We start from the raw sequence: 20702 nt of genomic DNA, 5'->3' as shown, positions 1-20702 counted from the left end.
GGGCGTCGTCATGGGCGGTGCGTCACCGGTGCCAGCCACAGTCCGAGGACGGCGTCGACGAGACCGGTAGCGGTGTCCCGCCAGCTGGCCCGGGGCGTGGGCGTGCCCTCGGCGAGGGCCCGTTCGCGTTCGGCGCACATGTGCACGATGAGCTGACGGGCCATGGCAGCGCGCTCGGCGTGGACCTCGGGAGGCAGGCCGGGCAGCCGCCGGTTCACCTCGCCGACGATCTGCCGCAGGGACGCGGAGGCGAGAGACTCCTCGATGAGGATCCGGTGGAGCGCCGGGTCCGTCATGACCTGGGCGCAGAACCGCGCGTACCATGTGGGGCTGCCGAGGGCGGCCAGGTGCTCGGGGATCGGCCGCACCAGGCAGTCCACCCAGTCCCGTACATCGCTGGAGTCGCCGGTCGCGGTCAGCAGCCGCGCCCGGATCTCCTCGATCTGCTCGGCATGTCTTCGGGCGACGGCGCGGACCAGGTCGGCCTTGGTACCGAAGTGGTAGCCGACCGCCGCGTTGTTGCCCTGGCCTGCGGCCTCGCTGACCTGACGGTTCGACACGGCGTACACACCGTGTTCGGCGAACAGCCGCTCCGCCGCGGTGAGGATGAGCTCCCGCGTGACACCGGCCCGCTCCGCCCGTACCGTCCTGTCCACCCGTACCGTCCTGTCCGCTCCCACCGTCCTGTCCGCCATGGTCACCACCGCACCGGGACTTCGCTCAACCCTCCGACGGCCAGCCCCTCAAGCCGCCGCAGGTCCTCGGCCGGAACGGCGAGGTCCAGCGCGGGGAGCCTGCGCACCAGCACGTCGAGGGTGGTCTGCAGTTCCGTGCGCGCCAGTGCCTGGCCGAGGCAGGAGTGCGGGCCGACGCCGAACGCCAGATGGGGGTTCGGGCTGCGGCCGAGCGTCATCTCCTCGGCGCCGTCGAAGGCGGTCTCGTCCCGGTTGGCGGCGGCCATGCTGCACACCACCGTCGTGCCGGCCGGCAGGACCGTGCCGGAGACCTCGATGTCCTCGCCGATGTACCGGGGCATGCCGACGCCGGCGTTGGCGTCGAAGCGCAGGGCCTCCTCCACCGCGGACCTGACCAGGGAGGGGTCGGCCAGCAGGCTCTCCCAGCGCCGCCGGTCGGCCAGCAGCATGGCCACCATCTTTCCGATCATGTTCGCGGTGGTCTCGTGCCCGGCGACCAGCAGGCCCTGGCCGGTGGCCACGAGTTCGCGGTCGCTGAGCCGGTAGCCGTCGGGCGCGGTGGCGGTGGTGAGTTCGCCGAGCAGGTCGTCGCCCGGGGCCTTCCGCCTCGCGGCCACGTGATCGGCCATGTAGTCCGTGAACTCGGCCTGGGCCGCGTCGACTTCGTCCTGCCGGTAGCGGGTCAGGTTGAGCATGGTGTCGGACCAGTACGAGAACCGGTCGCGGTCGGAGTCGGGGACGCCGAGCAGGTCGCAGATCACCCACACCGGCAGCGGGAAGGCCAGGTGCGCCTTGAGGTCAGCGGGACGGCCGTGTTCCAGCATGCCGTCGATGAGCTGTTCGGCCATGGTCTCGATCCTGGGGCGCAGGGCGGCCATGCGCTTGGCGGTGAACCACTTGCTCACCATCCGGCGCCACCGCTGGTGCTCCTCACCGCTCTGCGGGAGCGCAGTGGACAGCTCGCTGTTGAACACGCCGCCCGAGTCGCTGTCCGAGAACCGCGCCGCGCCCTCGGCGTTCAGCCGGCGGCTGAAGCGCCCGTCGGCCAGCACCTGTCTGACGTCCTCGTAGCGCGTCAGCAGCGAGGCCTCGTCCCCGCTGGGCAGGGTCACCCGCGCGACGGGGCACCGCCGACGCAGTTCGGCCCATTCCTCGGGGGCGGCCAGGGCCGTCGCCCCGGTCATGGGATAGCTGGGCGGCTGGTCGCCGTCGCTCGGGCTCATCGCGTCCTCCTGTGATCCGGTGGTCGCTGCCGGCCCAGGCAATCCCACCCCCTCACCCAAGTCAAGCAATTGATTTAAAACGCGCCGAGTTCCAGCCACGGCGGCGCGGCACCGCCCCCCGTCGCTCTGGATATCGCACGCCGAGATCCCGCGGTACGCCGAATCAACCGGAACAGAACTCGCCGGAAACGTTGACGTGATCGCGCCCCAAACCTATCCTCTGGTCGAGCTTCCGTACGACGTACGGCATTTCGAACAGACTGCGGGCCCGCCCGGCACCACCCGTCCCCACCCCCGCGCAGAGACGAGGAACGCATGGCACCCGCCCTCCCCAGACGAATCCTCCTTCAGGCCGCGCTGCTCGGCACGGCGGCACCGGCGATGACGTTCGCAGCCACCGGCCGGGCAGCCCCGGCCACGGTGCCTGCGCCGTCCGCCTGGACCCTGCGGCCGTTCGAGCTGAAGGACGTCGAGCTGGGCCAGGGCCTCTTCGCCGCCAAGCGCCGGCTGATGCTCGACCACGGGCGCGGTTACGACGTGAACCGGCTGCTCCAGGTCTTCCGCGCGGGCGCCGGGCTCTCCACGGGCGGCGCCGTCGCCCCCGGCGGCTGGGAGGGGCTGGACGGCGAGGCCAACGGCAATCTGCGCGGCCACTACACCGGCCATTTCCTCACCATGCTGTCGCAGTCCTACGCGTCCACCGGGGACCAGGCGTACGCCGACAAGATCCGGACCATGGTCGGCGCTCTCACCGAGGTGCGGGCGGCGCTGCGCCGCGACCCGCGCGTACTCAGCGTGACCGGGCGGTTCGGCGCCGCCCTGGAGAACGTCCGGGGCTCGTACCAGTACGTCGACCTGCCGGCCGCGGTGCTCGGCGGTGCCCCGGCGATCACCCTGTCGGCCTGGGTGAAGCCCACGCATGACGCCAACTGGGCCCGGGTCTTCGACTTCGGCGACAACAACAGCCGCTACCTCTACCTGGCCGCCCGCAACGGCGGTGGCGTACCGCGCTTCGCCATCACGACCGGCGGCCCCGGCGGCGAGCAGGCCCTCGACGGCACCGCCGCGCTCCCGCTCGACCGGTGGAGCCACCTGGCGGTGACGATCGGCGGCGGCACCGGCACGCTGTACGTCAACGGCGCGGCCGTCGCCCGGAACACGTCGATGACCCTCGATCCGGCGGCGCTGGGCACTCTGAGGAACAACTGGCTCGGCCGCTCCAACTTCTTGGCCGACCCGGTGTTCGCGGGCGCCTTCGACGAGTTCAACGTCTGGTCGCGAGCCCTGACCGCCGCCGAGATCACGGCACTGCAGAACGGCCCGGCCTCCGCGGCCCCGGCCGGCCGGGGCGACCTGGCATCGTACGACTTCTCCGAGACCACCGGCGGCAGCTTCGCGGACTCCTCCGGCCGGGGCCTCACCGCCACCCTGCGCCGCACCTGGGGCGGGCCGAGCCATCCCGGGTTCCTCGCCGCGTACCCCGAGACCCAGTTCATCGAGTTGGAGTCGATGACCAGCGGCGACTACACCAAGGTGTGGGCGCCGTACTACACCGCGCACAAGATCCTCAAGGGTCTGCTGGACGCCTACCTCGCCACGGACGACGACCGGGCGCTGGACCTCGCGTCCGGCATGTGCGACTGGATGCACTCCCGGCTGTCCAAGCTGCCCGACGCCACCCGGCAGCGGATGTGGGGCATCTTCTCCAGCGGTGAGTTCGGCGGCATCGTCGAGACGATCGTCGACCTGCACGCGATCACCGGCAAGGCCGAACACCTCGCGCTGGCCAGGCTGTTCGATCTCGACAGGCTCATCGACGCCTGCGCCGCGAACACCGACACGCTCGACGGCCTGCACGCCAACCAGCACATCCCGATCTTCACGGGCTACGTCCGGTTGTACGACGCGACGGGCGAGACCCGTTACCTCACCGCCGCGAAGAACTTCTGGGGCATGGTCGTCCCGCACCGCATGTACGGCATCGGCGGGACGAGCACGGCTGAGTTCTGGAAGGCCCGCGGGGTCATCGCCGGCACGATCGGCGACACCAACGCCGAGTCCTGCTGCACGTACAACCTGCTCAAGCTGAGCCGGATGCTGTTCCTCCACGACCAGGACCCGGCGTACATGGACTACTACGAGCGGGGCCTCTACAACCAGGTCCTCGGCTCCAAGCAGGACAAGGCGGACGCGGAGAAGCCGCTCGTCACGTATTTCATCGGCCTGAAGCCCGGTCATGTGCGCGACTACACCCCCAAGCAGGGCACGACCTGCTGCGAGGGCACCGGCATGGAGAGTGCCACGAAGTACCAGGACTCGGTGTACTTCAGGAAGGCCGACAGCAGCGCGCTGTACGTCAACCTCTACAGCCCCTCCACCCTGACCTGGTCCGAGAAGGGCGTCACCGTCACACAGACCACGGACTACCCGAGGGAACAGGGCTCCACGCTCACCGTCGGCGGGGGCAGCGCGGCCTTCGAGCTGAAACTGCGCGTGCCGTCGTGGGCGACGAGCGGCTTCCGGGTGACCGTCAACGGCAGCGCGGTCGGCGGCACTCCGGCCCCGGGCAGCTACTTCACCGTCCCCTCCCGGACCTGGCGCAGCGGCGACACCGTGCGCGTCACCATCCCGTTCCGGCTGCGGGTCGAGAAGGCGCTCGACGACCCGTCCCTGCAGACGCTGTTCTACGGCCCGGTCAACCTGGTCGGCCGCAACACGAGCACCAGCTACCTCCAGGTGGGGCTGTACGGCAACGCGGCCCTCTCCGGTGACCTGTTGCCCTCGCTGACCCCCGTGTCGGGCAAGCCGCTGCACTACACGCTGAACGGTACCGAGTTCGCCCCCTTCCACGAGGGCACCGAGGACCCGACGCACGCGTACGTCCGGCGCTCCGAGCCCAGGGTCGTCTTCGGGAACACCGACTCCCAGGTCGCCAATCCGGCGCGGTCCGACGGTACGACGCTGCTGGACGAGATCTGGGCGGGGGCGCCGTTCGCCACCAAGGGCGCGCTGGTGACACGGGTGCGGTCGACGGTGAACTCGTGGGTGTCGGCGGGCCTGCTCTCCCAGAGCGACGGACAGAAGGTGACCGCCACGGCGCAGAACGCGACGTACGTGGACTGACCGCAGCGACGCCGCCTAGGGCGTGTTGCGCGGGGGCGCCGTGGTGCTGCGTGTGACGAGGTGGGGTGCGATGACCGTCTCCTTGCCGGAGGACTCGCCGTCGGGTGTCGGCTCGCCCTCCAGCCGTGCGACGGCGCGGCCCACCGCCAGGTCGGCGAGGCGGCGGATGTCCTGGCCGACGGTGGTGAGGTCGATGTGCGCGAGACGGGCGAGGTGGCTGTCGTCGAAGCCGACCACGGAGATCTCGTCGGGGACGGGGACGCGGGCGCGCAGGAAGGCGTCGAGGACTCCCGTGGCGCAGCGGTCGTTGAAGGCGACGACGGCGGTGGGCCGGGGGTCGTCGCCGAGGAGGGTGCGCGCGGCCGCGGCGCCGTCCTCCTCGGTCAGGCCGCCGGGCAGGACACGGGCACGGTCGGCGAGGCCGTGGCGGTTCATGGCGGTGCGGTAGCCGCGGCGCCGGTCGGCGGCACCGGGCGCCCTGCCCCCGTCGATGTGGACGATGTCACGGTGCCCGAGAGCGACGAGGTGGTCGACGGCCCGGCGGGCGCCCTCGTCGTCGTCGGTGCGGATCACGTCCACTCCGGGCACGGCCGGACGCAGCCGCCGGGCCACGGACACCACCGGCAGCTGAGCCGCCAGCTCCGCGAGGCGTGCCGCGGGAGCCTGCGGGCCGAGCAGGATCAGCGCCTCGCAGCGGTCGCCGAGCAGGGCCTCCACGGCGTGGCGCTCGCCGCGGCTGGGGGCGACGGCACTGAGGGCGATCTGGTAGCCAACGGGCTCGGCGGCGGCGTAGAGGCCCTCCACCAGGTCGGTGTGGAAGGGCTGTTGCAGGCCGAACTGCACGCCGAGCAGCCGTGAGCGGTTGCTGCGCAGCAGCCGCGCGCGGGCGTCGGGCCGGTAGCCGATCTCGCGCGCCGCTTCCAGGACCCGTTCCCGGGTGGCGGCGCCGGCGCCCTTGGCTCCGCGCATCACGATGGAGACCAGCGCGACGGACACGCCCGCCCGCGCCGCCACGTCGGCGAGCGTGGGGCGCTTCCCCTCCGGGGTTCCGGGGGTCCGTGGCACCGTCTGCCTCCCCGCTCGGTACTCGGTCTCTCTCCTCCAGCCGTCGATCGTAGACGAGTCGGGGGCGGGGAACACGCTGGTCGGGATTACTGCAACGTTCCAGTCATCAGGCTCCACGAAGGCTTGACAGGACGTCCGGCGAGTGGCGTACTGCTGCTCGGGCTCTAGAACGTTCTAGTGACGTCCAGTGACGTTCCGGAGCGGGTGATTTCCCGGGTGAGTCCCAGAGAGAGGCAACGTCGTGACGTACACACTGGCGGTCTGCGCCGAGATGGTCTTCCGGGACCTGCCCGTCGACGAGCGGGCCCGGCGCATCCACGACGCCGGTTTCGAGGTCGAGATCTGGGACTGGACCCGGCACGACCTGACCGCGCTGGGACGCTCCGGGGCGATCTTCTCGTCCATGACCGGCTACCTCCGCGGCAGCCTCACCGACGAGGACGGCACGGCCGAACTCCTGCGCACCGCCGAGGAGTCGGTCAAGGCGGCCCAGCGGCTCGGCTGTCCCCGGCTGAACCTGCACGGCACCGGTCTGGACGGCGATGGCCTGCCGGTGGTGCCGGTGCCGGGCGAGCCCACGGGCCCGATGTGGATCGCGGCCCACCGGACGCTCACCCGTGTCGCCGAGCTGGGCGAGAGCGCCGGCGTCACCTTCACCCTGGAGAACCTGAACACGGCCGTGGACCACCCGGGGGTGCCGTTCGCGAAGGCCGCCGACACGCTGGCCCTGGTCGCCGCCGTGGACCGCCCCGGCCTGCGCATGAACCTGGACCTGTACCACGCGCAGATCGGCGAGGGAAACCTGATCGAGCTGGTCCGCCGGGCCCACGGGCCGGGTCTGATCGGAGAGATCCAGGTGGCCGACGTACCGGGCCGGTGCGAGCCCGGCACCGGCGAGATCAACTACCCGGCCGTCGCCCGCGCCCTCACCGCACTCGGCTACGAGGGCACGGTCGCCATGGAGGCCTGGGCCTCCCAGGACAGCGAACGCGCGCTGGAGCGCTTCCGCACCGCCTTCACCCCCGCCTGACCCACAGCGACATCCACCGGTCTCCCACCCACGTATTTCCCAGCCACGTATTTCCCAGCCACGTACGGAGCACCCGCATGACCACCCACCAGCCCCTCGCCGTCGGTCTCATCGGCGCCGGACGGATGGGCTCATTCCACGCCGAGACCCTCGCTCACCGCCTCCCCGGCGTGCGGCTCGCCGCCCTGGCCGACCCGGCTCCGGGTGCCGCTCAGCGCCTCGGTGACCGGCTCGGCTGTTCGACGACGTACACCGAGATCGGGGACCTGTTCGCCGACCCGCGGGTGGACGCCGTGGTGATCGCCACCCCGGCCCGTACCCACGCCGGTCTCGTGGAGGCGGCGGCCCGCGCGGGCAAGGCGGTGTACTGCGAGAAGCCCATGGCCGTCACGCTCGCGGAGGCCGACCGCGCCATCGCCGCGGCCCGCGAGGCGGGTGTTGCGCTCCAGGTGGGCTTCAACCGCCGCTACGACACCGGCTTCCGGGCCGCCCACGACAAGATCGCCGCGGGCGGGATCGGCACCCCGCAGCTGCTGCGCTCGCTCACCCGCGACCCGAAGCTGCACGACCCGGCGCCGATCCCGCCGTGGACGATCTTCCTGGAGACCCTGATCCACGACTTCGACACCCTGCGCTTCCTCAATCCGGGCGCCGAACCGGTCGAGGTCTTCGCCTGGGCCGACGCCCTGGTCCGCCCCGACTTCAAGGACCGCGGCCTGCTCGACACCGCCGTGGTCACCCTCCGCTTCGACAACGGCGCCCTCGCCACCGCCGAGGCCAACTTCCAGGCGGTGTACGGCTACGACGTGCGCGGCGAGGTCTTCGGCTCGGCCGGCATGCTCACCATGGGCGACATCCGGCGCAGCCACCTCACCTCGTACGGCGCGGACGGCGTCGCCGCCGACTGTGTCACCTACGACCAGGACCTGTTCCACGACGCGTACGTCGCCGAACTGGCCGACTTCACCGACAGCGTGCGCACCGGCCGCGCCCCGGCCGTCACCGGTGAGGACGCCCGCGCCGCCCTGTCGATCGCCCTCGCCGCCATCCAGTCGGTCACGACGGGCGGCCCCGTCCGGGTGGACGAGCTCAAGAACGAGTGACGCGACCACTGACCCGGCATCCGGCCCGCCCGGGAATCCCGGTGCGCTCCAGGCGTTGAACTCGATGTGAGCTCAAGCATCGCGCAGACCCGGTTCTCGGTCCTCGACCGCTCCCGCACCCGTGAGGGGCACGAGGCCGCCGAGGCGTTGCGGGACACGGTCGGGCTGGCGCGGGAGCTGGAGGAGCTGGGGTATCACCGGATCTGGGTGTCGGAGCACCACGGTGTGCCCGGAGTCGCCGGTTCCGCGCCCACCGTACTGGCGGCGGCCGTCGCGGCGGCCACGCGACGTATCCGGGTGGGCACCGGGGGCGTGATGCTGCCCAACCACCAGCCGTTCGTCGTGGCCGAGCAGTTCGGGGTCCTGGAGTCCCTCTTCCCGGGGCGGATCGACATGGGCCTGGGCCGGTCCGTCGGCTTCACCGACGGGGTACGGAGGGCTCTGGGGAGGGACAGGTCGGACGCGGACGACTTCGCCGGGCAGCTCGACGAGCTGCTCGGCTGGTTCCGCGGCACGTCCCCCACCCGTGCGCACGCGCGCCCGGCGGAGGGACTGACCGTGCCGCCGTTCGTCCTCGCGATGGGCGAGGGCGCCGCCATCGCCGCCCGTGCGGGCCTGCCGATGGTGATCGGCGACCTGAGGAACCGGGAGAAGATGCAGCGCGGCATCGACCACTACCGGGCGGCCTTCCGGCCCTCCCCCTGGGCGCGGGACCCGTACGTCGTGATCTCCGGCACGGTCGCGGTGGCCGCCACGCCCGAGGAGGCCCGGCGTCTGCTGCTCCCGGAGGCCTGGTCGATGGCGTACGCGCGCACGCACGGCACGTTTCCTCCGCTGCCGCCGGCCGGGGACGTCGAGAACCGCACGATGACCGACAGGGAGCGCGGCTTCTACGAGTCCGGCCTCACCGGCCATATCGCCGGTACCGAGGACCAGGTCGCCCACGAACTGGAGACGGTGCTGAAGGAGACGGGCGCGCAGGAGCTCCTCGTCACCACGAGCACGTACGACCGTGAGGCCCTGCTGGACTCCTACCGGCGGCTTGCCCGGATCATCGCGTCCACTCAGGCGAGCCAGTCCGTGTAGTGGGTCGGGGCGATGCGGGCGTCGCCGTGGGCGATGAGGAAGTCGCCCGGGACGGCCGCGAACATGCCGGCGCTGTCATCGGTGACGACCGAACGTCCGTCGCCCCTGGCCGTGAGGGTGACCCGGCCGAGTTCGTCGAGGGCGTAGACGTCGGGCCCGGCGATGTTGACGATGCCGTTCAGTGGCGCGCCGACGGCGACTTCGGCGACGGTGGCGGCGACTTCCGCCGCCGCGATCGGCTGGATCGGCGTGCGCGGCAGGCGGACCGTGTCGCCCTCGGCCGTCTCCGAGATCACCGCGTCCATGAACTCCATGAACTGCGTGGCGCGGACGATGGAGTACGGGACGGGGCCTGCGGTGAGGATCTCCTCCTGGAGCGTCTTGGCGCGGTAGTAGTCCAGTTGGGGCACCTGGTCCACACCGACGATGGAGAGCACGACGAAGTGGCCGACGCCGCCCTTCTCGGCCGCGGCCAGGAGGTTGTTCATGGACGTGCGGAAGAACTCGATCGAGGCCTCGTCGAACGTCGGGGAGTTGGTCAGGTTGACGACGACGTCAGCGCCTGCGACGGCATCCTCCAGGCCCTGGCCCGAGATGATGTCGAGGCCCGTGGACAGAGAGTGCGGCACGGCCTCGTGCCCGGCTGCCCTCAGGTTCTTCACGACCTGCGACCCGATCAGTCCGGTTCCTCCGACAACTGCGATCTTCATGGCATCTCCTTGATTTCCAGCTGTCCGATAAGCGCCATTAGCCCGGGTACCCCGGTCAGCCCGTGCCTGCCGCACGGCTCGCGGAGCTGCACGACATTTCGCCCACCTACCTCGCCAAGCAGCTCCAGCCCCTCTCACGGGCCGGACTCGTGCGATCAGTGCAGGGAAAGTCGGGCGGCTACGTGGGAGGCCCTGCGTGCTGTCACCATCGCCGACCTGGCCGCCGACGTGGAGTCCGACTCCGGGGCGGGCGCCCTGGCCGGTGTCGGCACCTGGTTGACCGCAGCCGCCAGCTGACGGGGGAAGCGCACCCTGCGAAGCACGGGGCGCGGGCCTAGGCTTGACCGAACAGGGTCACCGCCCAACGAGAGACCGGCACCGGCCCAGAAGGCGGTGGCCGACACGAGATCGTCCGTTCCGGGCAGGCCGACGGAGGTGTGGCGCAGTGTCGGAGAAGGAATCAGTGGACGTGACGGCCGAGCAGGAGAGCCAGGCAGCGTCCGGACCCAGGATGCTGGCGGACGTCAAGCCGCCCTTCGTCCCCGAGGGCGCGTCGGGGATGACCGTCCTCGTCGAGTGGCCCCCCGGTCACCCCGGGGCTGCTCCGCACCGCCACTCGGGGCCGGCTTTCGGTTATGTGATCGAGGGCGCGGTCCGCTTCGAGCTTGAGGGTGAACCGGAGCGCGTGGTGCAGGCCGGTGAGACGTTCTGGGAGCCGGGCGGCGACGTGGTCCACTACCAGGACGGCAACGCCCTGTCGGACGCGCCGAGCAAGTTCGTCGTGTTCATGCTGTGCGCGCCAGGTCAGGAGATGTTCACGTTCGTCGACGAGGACGAACTGAGGAAGCGGGCCCACCTCCGTGCCCCGCGTCCCTCCGCGGGCTGACCCGCGGGGTCGATACAGGAAGCCGCAGGCCAGGCCGTCGCAGGGGCCCGATCCAACGGACCGGGCCCCTCCTTCACGTGCGGTGGGGCTCCCGGTGCACTCCCGGCCCCGCGGACAGTTCGGCGGCACGGGCCAGTGAGCGGCGGTCGTGGTGGCTGCCCGGCGGGATCACGTCCCTTACCTCGACCTCGGCCACCAGACCGCGGGCTGTCGCCACCCGCCACAGGGAGGCGAGCAGGGTGTCCTCGCCGACGAAGGCGGGGACCGTGCTGGCGGCGCCGTCGCTGCGGCGGTAGTGGATCCGCACGGGCTGAACGGGGACACCCGCGTCGAGGGCGGCCTGGAAGACGGCGCGGCGGAAGGTGCCCCGGGCGCGTCCGCACCAGGTGCTGCCCTCGGGGAAGGCCGTGACCGCGGCGCCGGCGCGCAGGGCACCGGCGATGCGGGCGACCGTGTCCGGGAGCGCCCGCAGCCGGTCCCGTTCGATGAACAGGACGCCGCTCCGCGCCACCAGCGGGCCCGCCACGGGCCACTGCCGGATCTCGGTCTTGGCGAGCATGCGGGCCGGACGCACGGCGGCGAGCAGCGGGATGTCCAGCCAGGAGATGTGGTTGGCGACGAGGAGCACTCCCCCGGCGGGCGCGGTGGGGCCGACGACGCGGACCCGGACCCCCGCGGCCCGCACGATCGCCCGGCACCACCACCGCACCGGTCCGGCCGGGATCCTTCGGCCGAGCGGCAACAGCATGATTCCCCCGAGCAGGAGGGCCGTTACCGCTGTCAGCCGCAGCACCGCCCGGGGCAGGGTCGCGGCGGGTCCCGTCGGCTCCACACACGCCCCCGGAGTGCACGGCGCGCTGGGCAGCCAGACGCTCATCAGGCCGGTACGAGCGACAGGAAGTGCCGCAGATAGCGCGGGTTGACCCGGCTCATGGGCAGCAGCACGTAGAGGTCGGCGACGCCGAAGTCCGGGTCGTGCGCGGGCTCACCGCACACCCAGGCGCCGAGGCGGAGGTAGCCGCGCAGGAGCGGGGGAAGCTCGGTGCGCTGCTCGGGCCGGGCCACGCCGTCCGGGTCCCAGGGCAGCAGGGGCCGCACCCGGTACTCCTCGGGCGCGAGGTGCTTGGCCCGCACCCGGTCCCACGTGGCCGCGGCGAGCGTGCCGCCGTCGGCGAGCGGGAGGGAGCAGCAGCCGGCCAGCCACTCGTGGCCGCCCTGGACCATGTACCGGGCGATCCCGGCCCAGATCAGGCCTATGACCGTGCCGTCGCGGTGGTCGGGGTGCACGCAGGAGCGGCCGACCTCGACGAGCCCGGAGCGGATCGCGCCCAGCGGCGCGAGGTCGAACTCGCCCTCCGAGTACAGCCGCCCGGCGACCGCGGCCCGCTCGGGCGGCAGCAGCCGGTAGGTGCCGACGACCTGGCCGGTGACGGTGTCGCGGACGAGCAGGTGGTCGCAGTACGCGTCGAAGGCGTCGAGGCCGGGTTGCGGGGTGGACAGCAGCGCGCCCATCTCGCCGGCGAAGACGTCGTGGCGGAGCCGCTGGGCGGCCCGGACGTCGGCCTCGTCGCGGGCGAGGGTGACGATGTAGCGGGTGGGCGCGGCCGCCTGCGGCGGGCTGTCGAGCGTGGATACGCCGGTCATGGCTGGCTCTCTCCTGGGGACGGGCCGGTGTACGGCGGGAGCTGAGCGGGCCGCCGGTTGGCTACGGCGTGCTCGCTCCTGTTTTCCCGACGCCAACTGACCGGCGCGTAACCTTCGCAGAGAGGCGGGGTGTGGGGTTGTTGAATGCCAGGGGACGGCGGCACCACAGAGCTTGGCGGGGCCGGGGAGCACCACTCCCGGCCCCGCCCGTCCGCACCTGGCCGGCGAACGTACAGGGGGGCGGCAGCGCCCCTTCAGGGGCGCGGGGAACTGCGCGACAAGCCACAACGCACCCGCAGCCCGAAATCAACAACACCCCTACGGCGCTACCGCTTGGCCGCCTTCCGAGCCGCTCGCAGCCACTCCTTGTTCATGCTGGTGATAGAGACCAAGGGAATCCCCTTGGGACACGCCGTGGCGCACTCCCCCGTCAACGTGCACCCCCCGAACCCCTCGTCATCCATCTGCGCCACCATGTCCAGGACCCGCGTCTCCCGCTCGGGAGCCCCCTGCGGCAGCACATTCAGGTGATTGACCTTCGCCGAGGTGAACAACATGGCCGCCCCGTTGGGACACGCCGCCACACACGCCCCGCACCCGATGCACTCCGCGTGCTCGAACGCGAAGTCCGCGTCCGGCTTCGGCACCGGTGTCGCATGGGCCTCGGGCGCGGCACCGGTCGGCGCGGTGATGTACCCGCCGGCCTGGATGATCCGGTCGAGGGCCGACCGGTCCACCACCAGGTCCTTGATCACCGGGAACGCCGACGCCCTCCAGGGCTCGATGTCGATCGTGTCGCCGTCCTTGAAGGACCGCATGTGCAGCTGGCAGGTGGTCGTGCGCTCGGGCCCGTGCGCCTCACCGTTGATCACCAGACTGCACGCGCCGCAGATGCCCTCGCGGCAGTCGTGGTCGAAGGCGACGGGGTCCTCGCCCTTGAGGATGAGTTCCTCGTTGAGGGTGTCCAGCATCTCCAGGAAGGACATGTCGGACGAGATGCCGTCCACCTCGTACGTGGACATCGCTCCGTCGGCGTCGGCGTTCTTCTGCCGCCAGACGCGCAGGGTGAGCTTCATGCGTAGCTCCGCTGGGTGGGGTGGACGTACTCGAAGACGAGGTCTTCCTTGTGCAGGGTGGGCGCCGTGCCCGTGCCGGTGAACTCCCAGGCGGCCGCGTACGCGAACTCGTCGTCCTTGCGGGCGGCCTCGCCGTCGGCCGTCTGGGACTCCTCACGGAAGTGGCCGCCGCAGGACTCGGTGCGGTGCAGCGCGTCGAGGCACATCAGCTCGGCGAGTTCGAGGTAGTCGACGACGCGGTTGGCCTTCTCCAGCGACTGGTTGAACTCCTCACCGGTGCCGGGCACCTTGATGCGGCGCCAGAACTCCTCGCGGATCTGCGGGATGCGTTCGAGTGCCTTGCGCAGCCCCGTGTCGGTGCGGGCCATGCCGCAGAACTCCCACATCAGCTCGCCGACCTCGCGGTGGAAGGAGTCGGGGGTGCGGTCGCCGTCGACGGACAGCAGCAGGTTGAGGCGGTCCTCCGTCTCGGCGAGCACCTCCTGGACGACGGGGTGGCCGGCCGTGACGGCCTCGTGGTGCGGGTTGCGCGCCAGGTAGTCGTTGATGGTCGACGGGAGCACGAAGTAGCCGTCGGCGAGCCCCTGCATCAGCGCGGAGGCGCCGAGTCGGTTCGCGCCGTGGTCGGAGAAGTTGGCCTCGCCGATCGCGAACAGGCCGGGGATGGTGGTCTGTAGGTCGTAGTCCACCCACAGTCCGCCCATCGTGTAGTGCACGGCGGGGTAGATCCGCATCGGTACCTCGTAGGGATCCTCGTCGGTGATCCGCTGGTACATGTCGAAGAGGTTGCCGTACTTGGCCTCGACGGCCTGACGGCCCATGCGCCTGATGGCGTCGGCGAAGTCCAGGTACACGCCCTGCCCGCCGGGACCGACCCCCCTGCCCTCGTCGCAGACGTTCTTCGCCGCGCGGGAGGCGATGTCGCGGGGGACGAGGTTGCCGAAGGACGGGTAGACGCGCTCCAGGTAGTAGTCGCGCTCGTCCTCGGGGATCTCGTTCGGGGGGCGCCGGTCGCCCTTGGCCTTCGGCACCCAGATGCGTCCGTCGTTGCGGAGCGACTCGCTCATCAGCGTCAGCTTGGACTGGTGGTCGCCGGTGCGCGGGATGCAGGTGGGGTGGATCTGGGTGAAGCACGGGTTGGCGAAGTACGCGCCGCGGCGGTGCGCCCGCCAGATCGCGGTGGCGTTGGAGTTCATGGCGTTCGTCGACAGGTAGAAGACGTTGCCGTAGCCGCCGCTCGCCAGGACGACGGCGTCCGCGACGTACGTGTCGATCTTCCCGGTGACGAGGTCCCGGGCCACGATCCCGCGCGCCCGCCCGTCGATCACGATCAGGTCGAGCATCTCGGTGCGAGGATGCATCTCCACGTTCCCGGCGGCGATCTGCCGGCTCAGCGCCTGGTACGCGCCCAGCAGCAGCTGCTGTCCCGTCTGGCCGCGGGCGTAGAAGGTCCGCGACACCTGGACACCGCCGAAGGAACGGGTGTCGAGCAGACCGCCGTACTCACGCGCGAACGGCACGCCCTGCGCTACGCACTGGTCGATGATCTCGACGGAGATCTGCGCCAGCCGGTGGACGTTGGACTCGCGCGCCCGGAAGTCGCCGCCCTTGACGGTGTCGTAGAACAGCCGGTGGATGGAGTCACCGTCGTTGCGGTAGTTCTTCGCCGCGTTGATGCCGCCCTGCGCGGCGATCGAGTGGGCGCGGCGCGGGGAGTCCTGGTAGCAGAACTGCACGACGTGGTAGCCCTGTTCGGCGAGGGTGGCGCCCGCGGAGCCTCCGGCGAGGCCGGTGCCGACGACGATCACCGTGTGCTTGCGGCGGTTGGCGGGGTTGACCAGCTTGGCCTCGAAACGGCGCTTGTCCCAGCGCTCGTGGACGGGCCCGGACGGGGCCTTGGTGTCGACGACCGGCTCTCCGGTCGCGTAATCCACGTACTCAGCACTCATGTTCAGCTCACCACTCCGGTCATGACGCCCACGGGTACGGCGATGAAACCGGCCGTGAGCAGCAGGGCGAGGATGTTGGCCACGGTCTTGAGGGCACGGTCGCGGGTGCGGCTGCCCGCGCCGAGGGTCTGGGCCGCGCTCCAGAAGCCGTGCCGGATGTGCAGGCCGAGCGCGAGCATCGCGACGATGTAGATGACGTTGCCGTACCAGGTGGAGAAGGTGTCCAGGACGTTCTGGTACGGGCGGCCCTCCTGGAAGCCGCCCGGGTGCACGGTGCCGGTCGTCAGGTCCAGGATGTGCCAGACGATGAACAGGCCGAGGATCACCCCGCCCCAGCGCATGGTGCGCGTGGCGTAGCTCGCCCGCGGCTTCTTGTGCACGTACTTGTCGGGGCGCGCCTTGATGTCGCGGCGGCTGAGCTGGTACGCGGAGACGGCGTGGGCGACGACCGCGACGACGAGCACGACGCGGATGAGCCACAGCGTCCACTCGTAGTGCATGAAGGGTTCGCCGACGGTCCGCAGCCAGTGCGCGTAGCGGTTGAACTCCTCCGCCCCGAAGTAGATCTTCAGATTGCCGATCATGTGGGCGACCAGGTAGAGCAGCATGATCAGGCCGCTGACCGCCATGACGGTCTTCTTGCCGACGGAGCTGTCCCACACCGTGCGCGCCATGGACGGCCGTCGGTCCGTGCGCGTTGCCAGAGCCATGCACACGACGCTAGAGCGGGGGCAGGCGATCGGTCCAAGACATGGTATGGCTCGTTTCGATAGAGAGGGCCTATCGCCCTAGGGTGGGAGGGTGCAGTTTCAACAGCTCCAGTACTTCGTGGCCGTCGCCGAGACCCGGCACTTCACCCGGGCCGCGGAGCTCGTGCATGTCGCCCAGCCCTCGCTGTCCCAGCAGATCCGGGCGCTGGAGCGGGAGCTGGGGGCCGATCTGTTCCGGCGGGCGCGCGGCAACATCACGCTGACCGACGCGGGCGAGGCCCTGCTGCCGCTGGCCCGGCGGATCCTGGCGGACGCGGACACCGCCCGGCAGGAGGTGGCCGAGCTGGCCCAGCTGCGGCGCGGGCGGGTGCGGCTCGGCGCGACCCCGAGCCTGTGCACCGGCCTGCTGCCGGACGTGCTGCGCGCCTTCCACGACCGCTATCCCGGGATCCGGCTGCTGATCGAGGAGAGCGGCTCGCACGATCTCGTACGGGAACTCGCGCGGGGTTCACTGGATCTGGCGCTGGTCGTCCTGCCCCTGCCCAGCCCTTCGCCCGCGCTGACCACGGTGGAGGTGCTGCGCGAGGACCTGGTGGTGGTGTCGTCGCCGGAGGCCCAGGCGCCCGGGCGGGGGCGGCGTACGGTGCGGATCTCCGACCTGGAGGGTGAGCGGCTGGTGATGTTCCGCCACGGGTACGACCTGCGCGAGCTGACGGTCGCCGCGTGCCGTGCGGAGGGCTTCGAGCCCGACTTCGCTGTCGAGGGCGGGGAGATGGACGCGGTGCTGGGGTTCGTGCGGGCCGGGCTGGGGGTGGCCGTGGTGCCGCGGATGGTGGCCACGCGGTCGGGGCGGGGGCTGCGGGTGACGCCGTTGGCGCGGCCGGGGCTGTACCGGACGATCGCGCTGGCCCATCGGAGCGATGTGGCTCCGCCTCGGGCCGCGCGGGAGTTGCAGCGGATGGTGCTCTCCACGGCATCCCTGCCGTGAGGAACGGGATCCTCGCCCCCGCCGCCCCTGCCCATTCCCGTCCCCTGGGGGCTGCCGCCCCCAGACCCCCGCATCGGCCTGAACGGCCTCGTCCTCAAACGCCGGACGGGCTGGTGTTCAGCCCCTCCGGCGTCTGAGGAGCGGGGGTCCGGGGGCCGGCCCCCGGCGGTCAGCCCGTCGCGTCCACCAGGGCCAGGTCGTGCAGGCGCTCCGGTGGTCCCGGGCGGGCGTAGTACCAGCCCTGGGCCGTGTCGCAGCCGAGTATGCGGAGCTGCTCGGCCTGGGCACCCGTTTCCACGCCCTCCACCGTGACCGTGAGGTCGAGGCTGTGGGCGAGGGACACGATGCCCTCGACGATCCGCAGGTCGACCGGATCCGCCGGGAACTGCTGCATGCCCTGCGTGAAGGAACGATCCAGCTTGAGGACGCTCACCGGGAGGCGACGCAGGTTGGCCAGGTTGGAGTAGCCCGTGCCGAAGTCGTCCAGGGCGATGTCGACACCCATCTCGGCCAGTCGGCGCAGGGGTTTGAGGACCTCGTCGTCGGCACCGATCAACGCCGACTCCGTCACCTCCAGGCACAAGGTGTCCGGTTCGAGGCCCGCGCGCTCCAGGATGTCCACCGTGTCCTGGACGAGGCCGGGGTGAGTGAGCTGGCAGGGCGAGAGATTGACGTTGACGCGGAGGGGGCCCGCGCCCAGCTTGTCCCTGTGCCGTTCCTGCCACTCACGGGCCTGGCGGACGGACTGCTCCAGCACCCAGCGGCCCAGCGGCACGATCAGCCCGGTGCGCTCGGCGAGCGGGATGAAACGATCCGGCCCCAGGACACCGTGCTGCGGATGCAGCCAGCGGACGAGGGCCTCGGCGCCGCGTACCGTGCCGTCCTCAAGGTGGACCAGGGGCTGGTACTCGATGAAGAACTCGCTCCGGTCGAGGGCCATGGGCAGGGCGGTGGTCAGACCGTGGCGGGTGATGGCCCGCGCGTCGGCCTCCGCGTCGGCCACCTCGTAGCGGTTGCCGCCCGCCGACTTGGCCCGGTACATGGTGATGTCCGCGCTGCGCAGCACTTCCGCCGGGCCTCGCTCTCCCGCCGGGCCCTCGACGATGCCGATACTGCCGCGTACGAGGAGTTCACGGCCCTCGATTCGGACCGGGGTGACGAGGGCGTTCATGATGCGGTCGGCGAGGTCGTCGACCTCGCGCTGGGTCTCGGGCCCGGTGGTCAGCGCCACGAACTCGTCGCCGCCGAGCCGGGCGACCATCTCGCCGGGCGCGGTCGCGCAGGACTGCAACCGGTCGGCGACCTCCACGAGGAGCCGGTCGCCGGCCGCGTGCCCCAGGCTGTCGTTGATGGTCTTGAAGCCGTCGAGGTCGAGATAGCAGAGGCCGAAGCGCTGGCCGTCGCCCGCCGAGAGCGCCTTCTCCAGACGTTCGAAGAAGAGCGTCCTGTTGGGCAGTCCGGTCAGTGCGTCGTGCGTGGCCTCGTACCGCAGGCGGAGGTTGAGCAGACGGCGCTCCGTGGTGTCCTCCATGAGCGCCAGCTGGAAGCGGGGGTGACCGTCCGCGTCACGGAGGAGGGAGACCGTGAGATTGGTCCACAGAACCGTTCCGTCAGGTCGGTAGAACGCCTTCTCGGTGTGGTAGTGCTCGCGCTCTCCCCGGACCAGTTCCTCGTAGAGCCGGCAGACCTGGGGCGCGTCATCGGGGTGGGTCCAGTCCCGGGCGTTGCGTTCGCGCACCGTGTGCTCGGAGCCGCCGAACATGCGCAGCAGCGCGCCGTTGACCTGGAGGATGGTGCCCTCCAGGTCGGAGATGGCGATGCCGATGGCGGCGCCCTCGAAGACGGCGCGGAAGCGGGCCTCGCTCTCGTGCAGCGCCTGGGCGACCGCGCCCTGGGCGTTGAGGGCGGCCTGGGCGATGGCCTCCTGCTCGGCCAGCGTCCGTTCCCGCAGCGCCTGCGCGTACCCGGCGGCCATGGCGTGCTGCAACCGGGAGGAACGGGCGCGCAGGTCCTCCTGGGGGCCGTTCTCGCCGCAGTACAGCACCAGGTAGGCGTCCACACAGTGGAGCGCGTGGCTGAGGGCGTCGGGGTCGGTGCAGTGCGCGTCGACCAGCGCGGCGCCGACCTCCTGGCCGGCGTCCGCGTCGAAGTCCCTGGCCCGCAGCGCCTCGCTCAGCCGTCGTGCGAGCGGCAGGAGTCGCTCCTCGAACTCCACCCGGGTGAGCGAGGTGGAGGTCGCCGGGAAGACCGCGCGGCTCCAGATCGTCGCGAACCGGCGCAGTCTGTCCTCCGGCCCGTCCGGCTCCGCGGTCACGCCGCACGCCCCACGCCGGCGAATCCGGAGAAGGAATACGGATCCTCGTCCTCGGGTGCCGTGTCGGGCCTCCAGTTCGCCATCGGCACCAGTCCGGGTTCCACCATGTCGTACCCCTCGAAGAACCGCGCGATCTCGTCGCGCGAGCGCATGATCAGCGGGCTGCGGATGTCCTTGTACACGTCGATCACTCCCCCGGCCCGCGCGGGCGGCAGCGGGACTCCCTCGAACGCGGCGTGCGAGAGCACGAGCAGGCTGCCCGGCGCGAGCGCGTCGCGCAGTTCGGCCACCGCTCCGTACGGGTCGTCCGCGTCCTCCACGAAGTGCAGTATGGCAACGAGGAGCAGCGCGACTGGCCGGTTCCGGTCGATGAGGCGCTCCACCTGGGGGCTTTCGAGGATGTCCCGGGGCTTGCGGAAGTCGGCCGCGACCACGTCGGCGTCCTCGTCGCCCTCCAGCACGGCCTGGCTGTGCGCGACGGCCACCGGGTCGTGGTCGACGTACACGACGCGCGCACCGGGGTGGGCCTCCCGGGCGACCTCGTGGACGCTGCCGAAGGTGGGGATGCCGGAACCGATGTCCAGGAACCGGGTGATGCCCTCGCCGGCCGCGTACCGCACGGCGCGGCGCATGAACGCCCGGTTGGCCTGCATGATCTTGGGCAGGCCCGGCAGGAACGCCATGGCCTTGCGGGCCGCTTCCCGGTCGACCTCGAAGTTGTGCGAACCGCCCAGGTAGTAGTCGTAGACGCGGGCCACGGACGGCACCGTGATGTCGATGCTCCGCGGAGCCCAGGAGGGACGCTCCATCTATCACTCCAACGCGTCAGGGGTGGCGTAGGCGATCCAGTGTTCGAGTTGAGGCTACTGATCGCCCGCCAAAGGAGCGACCTGAAACGGAAATTGACCGTCCGTTCCGGGGGACTGCCTCCGGCAAGTGCCGAATTGTCACCCCGCGAAGGGGCACCCCCCGAAGGGGTTCCCGGAAGGAACGCGCCGCGGTCCTGAGCGTGCAGGGGGGGGAGGCGCGCGGAGTCACGGCACCGACGCGCGGGGCGCCGAAGAGGTCCGGCCGCCCCGGGGCTGTCCTGACCGGAACCC

At 71.3% G+C, this 20702-nt stretch carries 18 protein-coding genes; 7 read left to right on the top strand and 11 right to left on the bottom strand.

Annotated features, from left to right (window positions below):
* Positions 1-8 precede the first annotated feature (8 nt).
* Together IE262_RS16790 and IE262_RS16785 are read right to left on the bottom strand one after the other, a co-directional pair.
* The gene (locus tag IE262_RS16790) at positions 9-695 is read right to left on the bottom strand and encodes a TetR/AcrR family transcriptional regulator (RefSeq protein ID WP_134037670.1); all 687 of its coding nucleotides are present in this window, start codon (positions 693-695) and stop codon (positions 9-11) included.
* A 2-nt stretch (positions 696-697) separates the two neighbouring features.
* The gene (locus IE262_RS16785; RefSeq protein ID WP_134037667.1) at positions 698-1918 is read right to left on the bottom strand and encodes a cytochrome P450; all 1221 of its coding nucleotides are present in this window, start codon (positions 1916-1918) and stop codon (positions 698-700) included.
* 315 nt (positions 1919-2233) lie between these two features.
* On the opposite strand from IE262_RS16785, the gene IE262_RS16780 reads away from it, so the two are divergent.
* The gene (locus IE262_RS16780; protein ID WP_189874508.1) at positions 2234-5041 is read left to right on the top strand and encodes a beta-L-arabinofuranosidase domain-containing protein; all 2808 of its coding nucleotides are present in this window, start codon (positions 2234-2236) and stop codon (positions 5039-5041) included.
* 15 nt (positions 5042-5056) lie between these two features.
* Here the strand turns inward: IE262_RS16780 and IE262_RS16775 are convergent, their stop codons facing one another.
* Positions 5057-6106, bottom strand: coding sequence for a LacI family DNA-binding transcriptional regulator (locus IE262_RS16775; RefSeq protein WP_189874506.1), 1050 nt, complete (start codon positions 6104-6106; stop codon positions 5057-5059).
* A gap of 241 nt (positions 6107-6347) precedes the next feature.
* Here IE262_RS16775 and IE262_RS16770 point away from each other — a divergent pair, with 241 nt between their 5' ends.
* From IE262_RS16770 to IE262_RS16760, 3 genes are all read left to right on the top strand, one after another.
* Positions 6348-7136, top strand: a complete 789-nt coding sequence (locus IE262_RS16770) for a TIM barrel protein (RefSeq protein ID WP_229877291.1) — start codon at positions 6348-6350, stop codon at positions 7134-7136.
* A gap of 77 nt (positions 7137-7213) precedes the next feature.
* On the top strand, positions 7214-8239 hold the full coding sequence (locus tag IE262_RS16765) for a Gfo/Idh/MocA family oxidoreductase (protein WP_134037658.1): 1026 nt from the start codon (positions 7214-7216) through the stop codon (positions 8237-8239).
* A 66-nt stretch (positions 8240-8305) separates the two neighbouring features.
* A complete protein-coding gene (locus IE262_RS16760) occupies positions 8306-9325 on the top strand; it encodes an LLM class flavin-dependent oxidoreductase (RefSeq protein ID WP_134037655.1) in 1020 nt (339 codons plus the stop codon).
* Here IE262_RS16760 and IE262_RS16755 read toward each other — a convergent pair.
* Positions 9304-10035, bottom strand: coding sequence for an SDR family oxidoreductase (locus IE262_RS16755; protein ID WP_189874504.1), 732 nt, complete (start codon positions 10033-10035; stop codon positions 9304-9306). The two genes, IE262_RS16760 and IE262_RS16755, sit on opposite strands and share 22 nt — an antisense overlap.
* 62 nt (positions 10036-10097) lie before the next feature.
* Between IE262_RS16755 and IE262_RS16750 the strand changes: the two genes are divergently transcribed.
* Entirely contained in the window at positions 10098-10373 is a 276-nt protein-coding gene (locus IE262_RS16750) for an Rrf2 family transcriptional regulator (RefSeq protein WP_373305060.1), read from the top strand.
* A gap of 173 nt (positions 10374-10546) precedes the next feature.
* Positions 10547-10921, top strand: a complete 375-nt coding sequence (locus IE262_RS16745; protein ID WP_134037865.1) for a cupin domain-containing protein — start codon at positions 10547-10549, stop codon at positions 10919-10921.
* A 73-nt stretch (positions 10922-10994) separates the two neighbouring features.
* Here the strand turns inward: IE262_RS16745 and IE262_RS16740 are convergent, their stop codons facing one another.
* From IE262_RS16740 to IE262_RS16720, 5 genes are all read right to left on the bottom strand, one after another.
* A complete protein-coding gene (locus IE262_RS16740; RefSeq protein ID WP_189874502.1) occupies positions 10995-11798 on the bottom strand; it encodes a lysophospholipid acyltransferase family protein in 804 nt (267 codons plus the stop codon).
* Positions 11798-12565, bottom strand: coding sequence for a GNAT family N-acetyltransferase (locus IE262_RS16735; RefSeq protein ID WP_189874500.1), 768 nt, complete (start codon positions 12563-12565; stop codon positions 11798-11800). The genes IE262_RS16740 and IE262_RS16735 overlap by 1 nt, the downstream gene beginning before the upstream one ends.
* 326 nt (positions 12566-12891) lie before the next feature.
* Positions 12892-13641, bottom strand: a complete 750-nt coding sequence (locus IE262_RS16730; protein WP_134037643.1) for a succinate dehydrogenase/fumarate reductase iron-sulfur subunit — start codon at positions 13639-13641, stop codon at positions 12892-12894.
* Positions 13638-15590 carry a fumarate reductase/succinate dehydrogenase flavoprotein subunit gene (locus tag IE262_RS16725; RefSeq protein WP_134037641.1) on the bottom strand — a complete coding sequence of 651 codons (1953 nt, stop codon included), beginning with the start codon at positions 15588-15590 and terminating at the stop codon, positions 13638-13640. Before IE262_RS16725 ends, IE262_RS16730 begins: the two co-directional genes overlap by 4 nt.
* A gap of 2 nt (positions 15591-15592) precedes the next feature.
* Positions 15593-16264, bottom strand: coding sequence for a succinate dehydrogenase (locus IE262_RS16720; protein WP_134037862.1), 672 nt, complete (start codon positions 16262-16264; stop codon positions 15593-15595).
* Between the two features lie 127 nt (positions 16265-16391).
* On the opposite strand from IE262_RS16720, the gene IE262_RS16715 reads away from it, so the two are divergent.
* Entirely contained in the window at positions 16392-17288 is an 897-nt protein-coding gene (locus IE262_RS16715; protein ID WP_134037638.1) for a LysR family transcriptional regulator, read from the top strand.
* Positions 17289-17457: 169 nt separating this feature from the next.
* Here the strand turns inward: IE262_RS16715 and IE262_RS16710 are convergent, their stop codons facing one another.
* Positions 17458-19602 carry a putative bifunctional diguanylate cyclase/phosphodiesterase gene (locus IE262_RS16710; protein ID WP_189874498.1) on the bottom strand — a complete coding sequence of 715 codons (2145 nt, stop codon included), beginning with the start codon at positions 19600-19602 and terminating at the stop codon, positions 17458-17460.
* A complete protein-coding gene (locus IE262_RS16705; RefSeq protein ID WP_134037632.1) occupies positions 19599-20411 on the bottom strand; it encodes an SAM-dependent methyltransferase in 813 nt (270 codons plus the stop codon). Before IE262_RS16705 ends, IE262_RS16710 begins: the two co-directional genes overlap by 4 nt.
* Positions 20412-20702 lie beyond the last annotated feature (291 nt).

The sequence above is a fragment of the Streptomyces bluensis genome, from assembly GCF_014650715.1.
Lineage (GTDB): Bacteria > Actinomycetota > Actinomycetes > Streptomycetales > Streptomycetaceae > Streptomyces > Streptomyces bluensis.
Note: the sequence above shows the minus strand (reverse complement) of the source record. Positions and strands in the feature narration are given on the sequence as shown.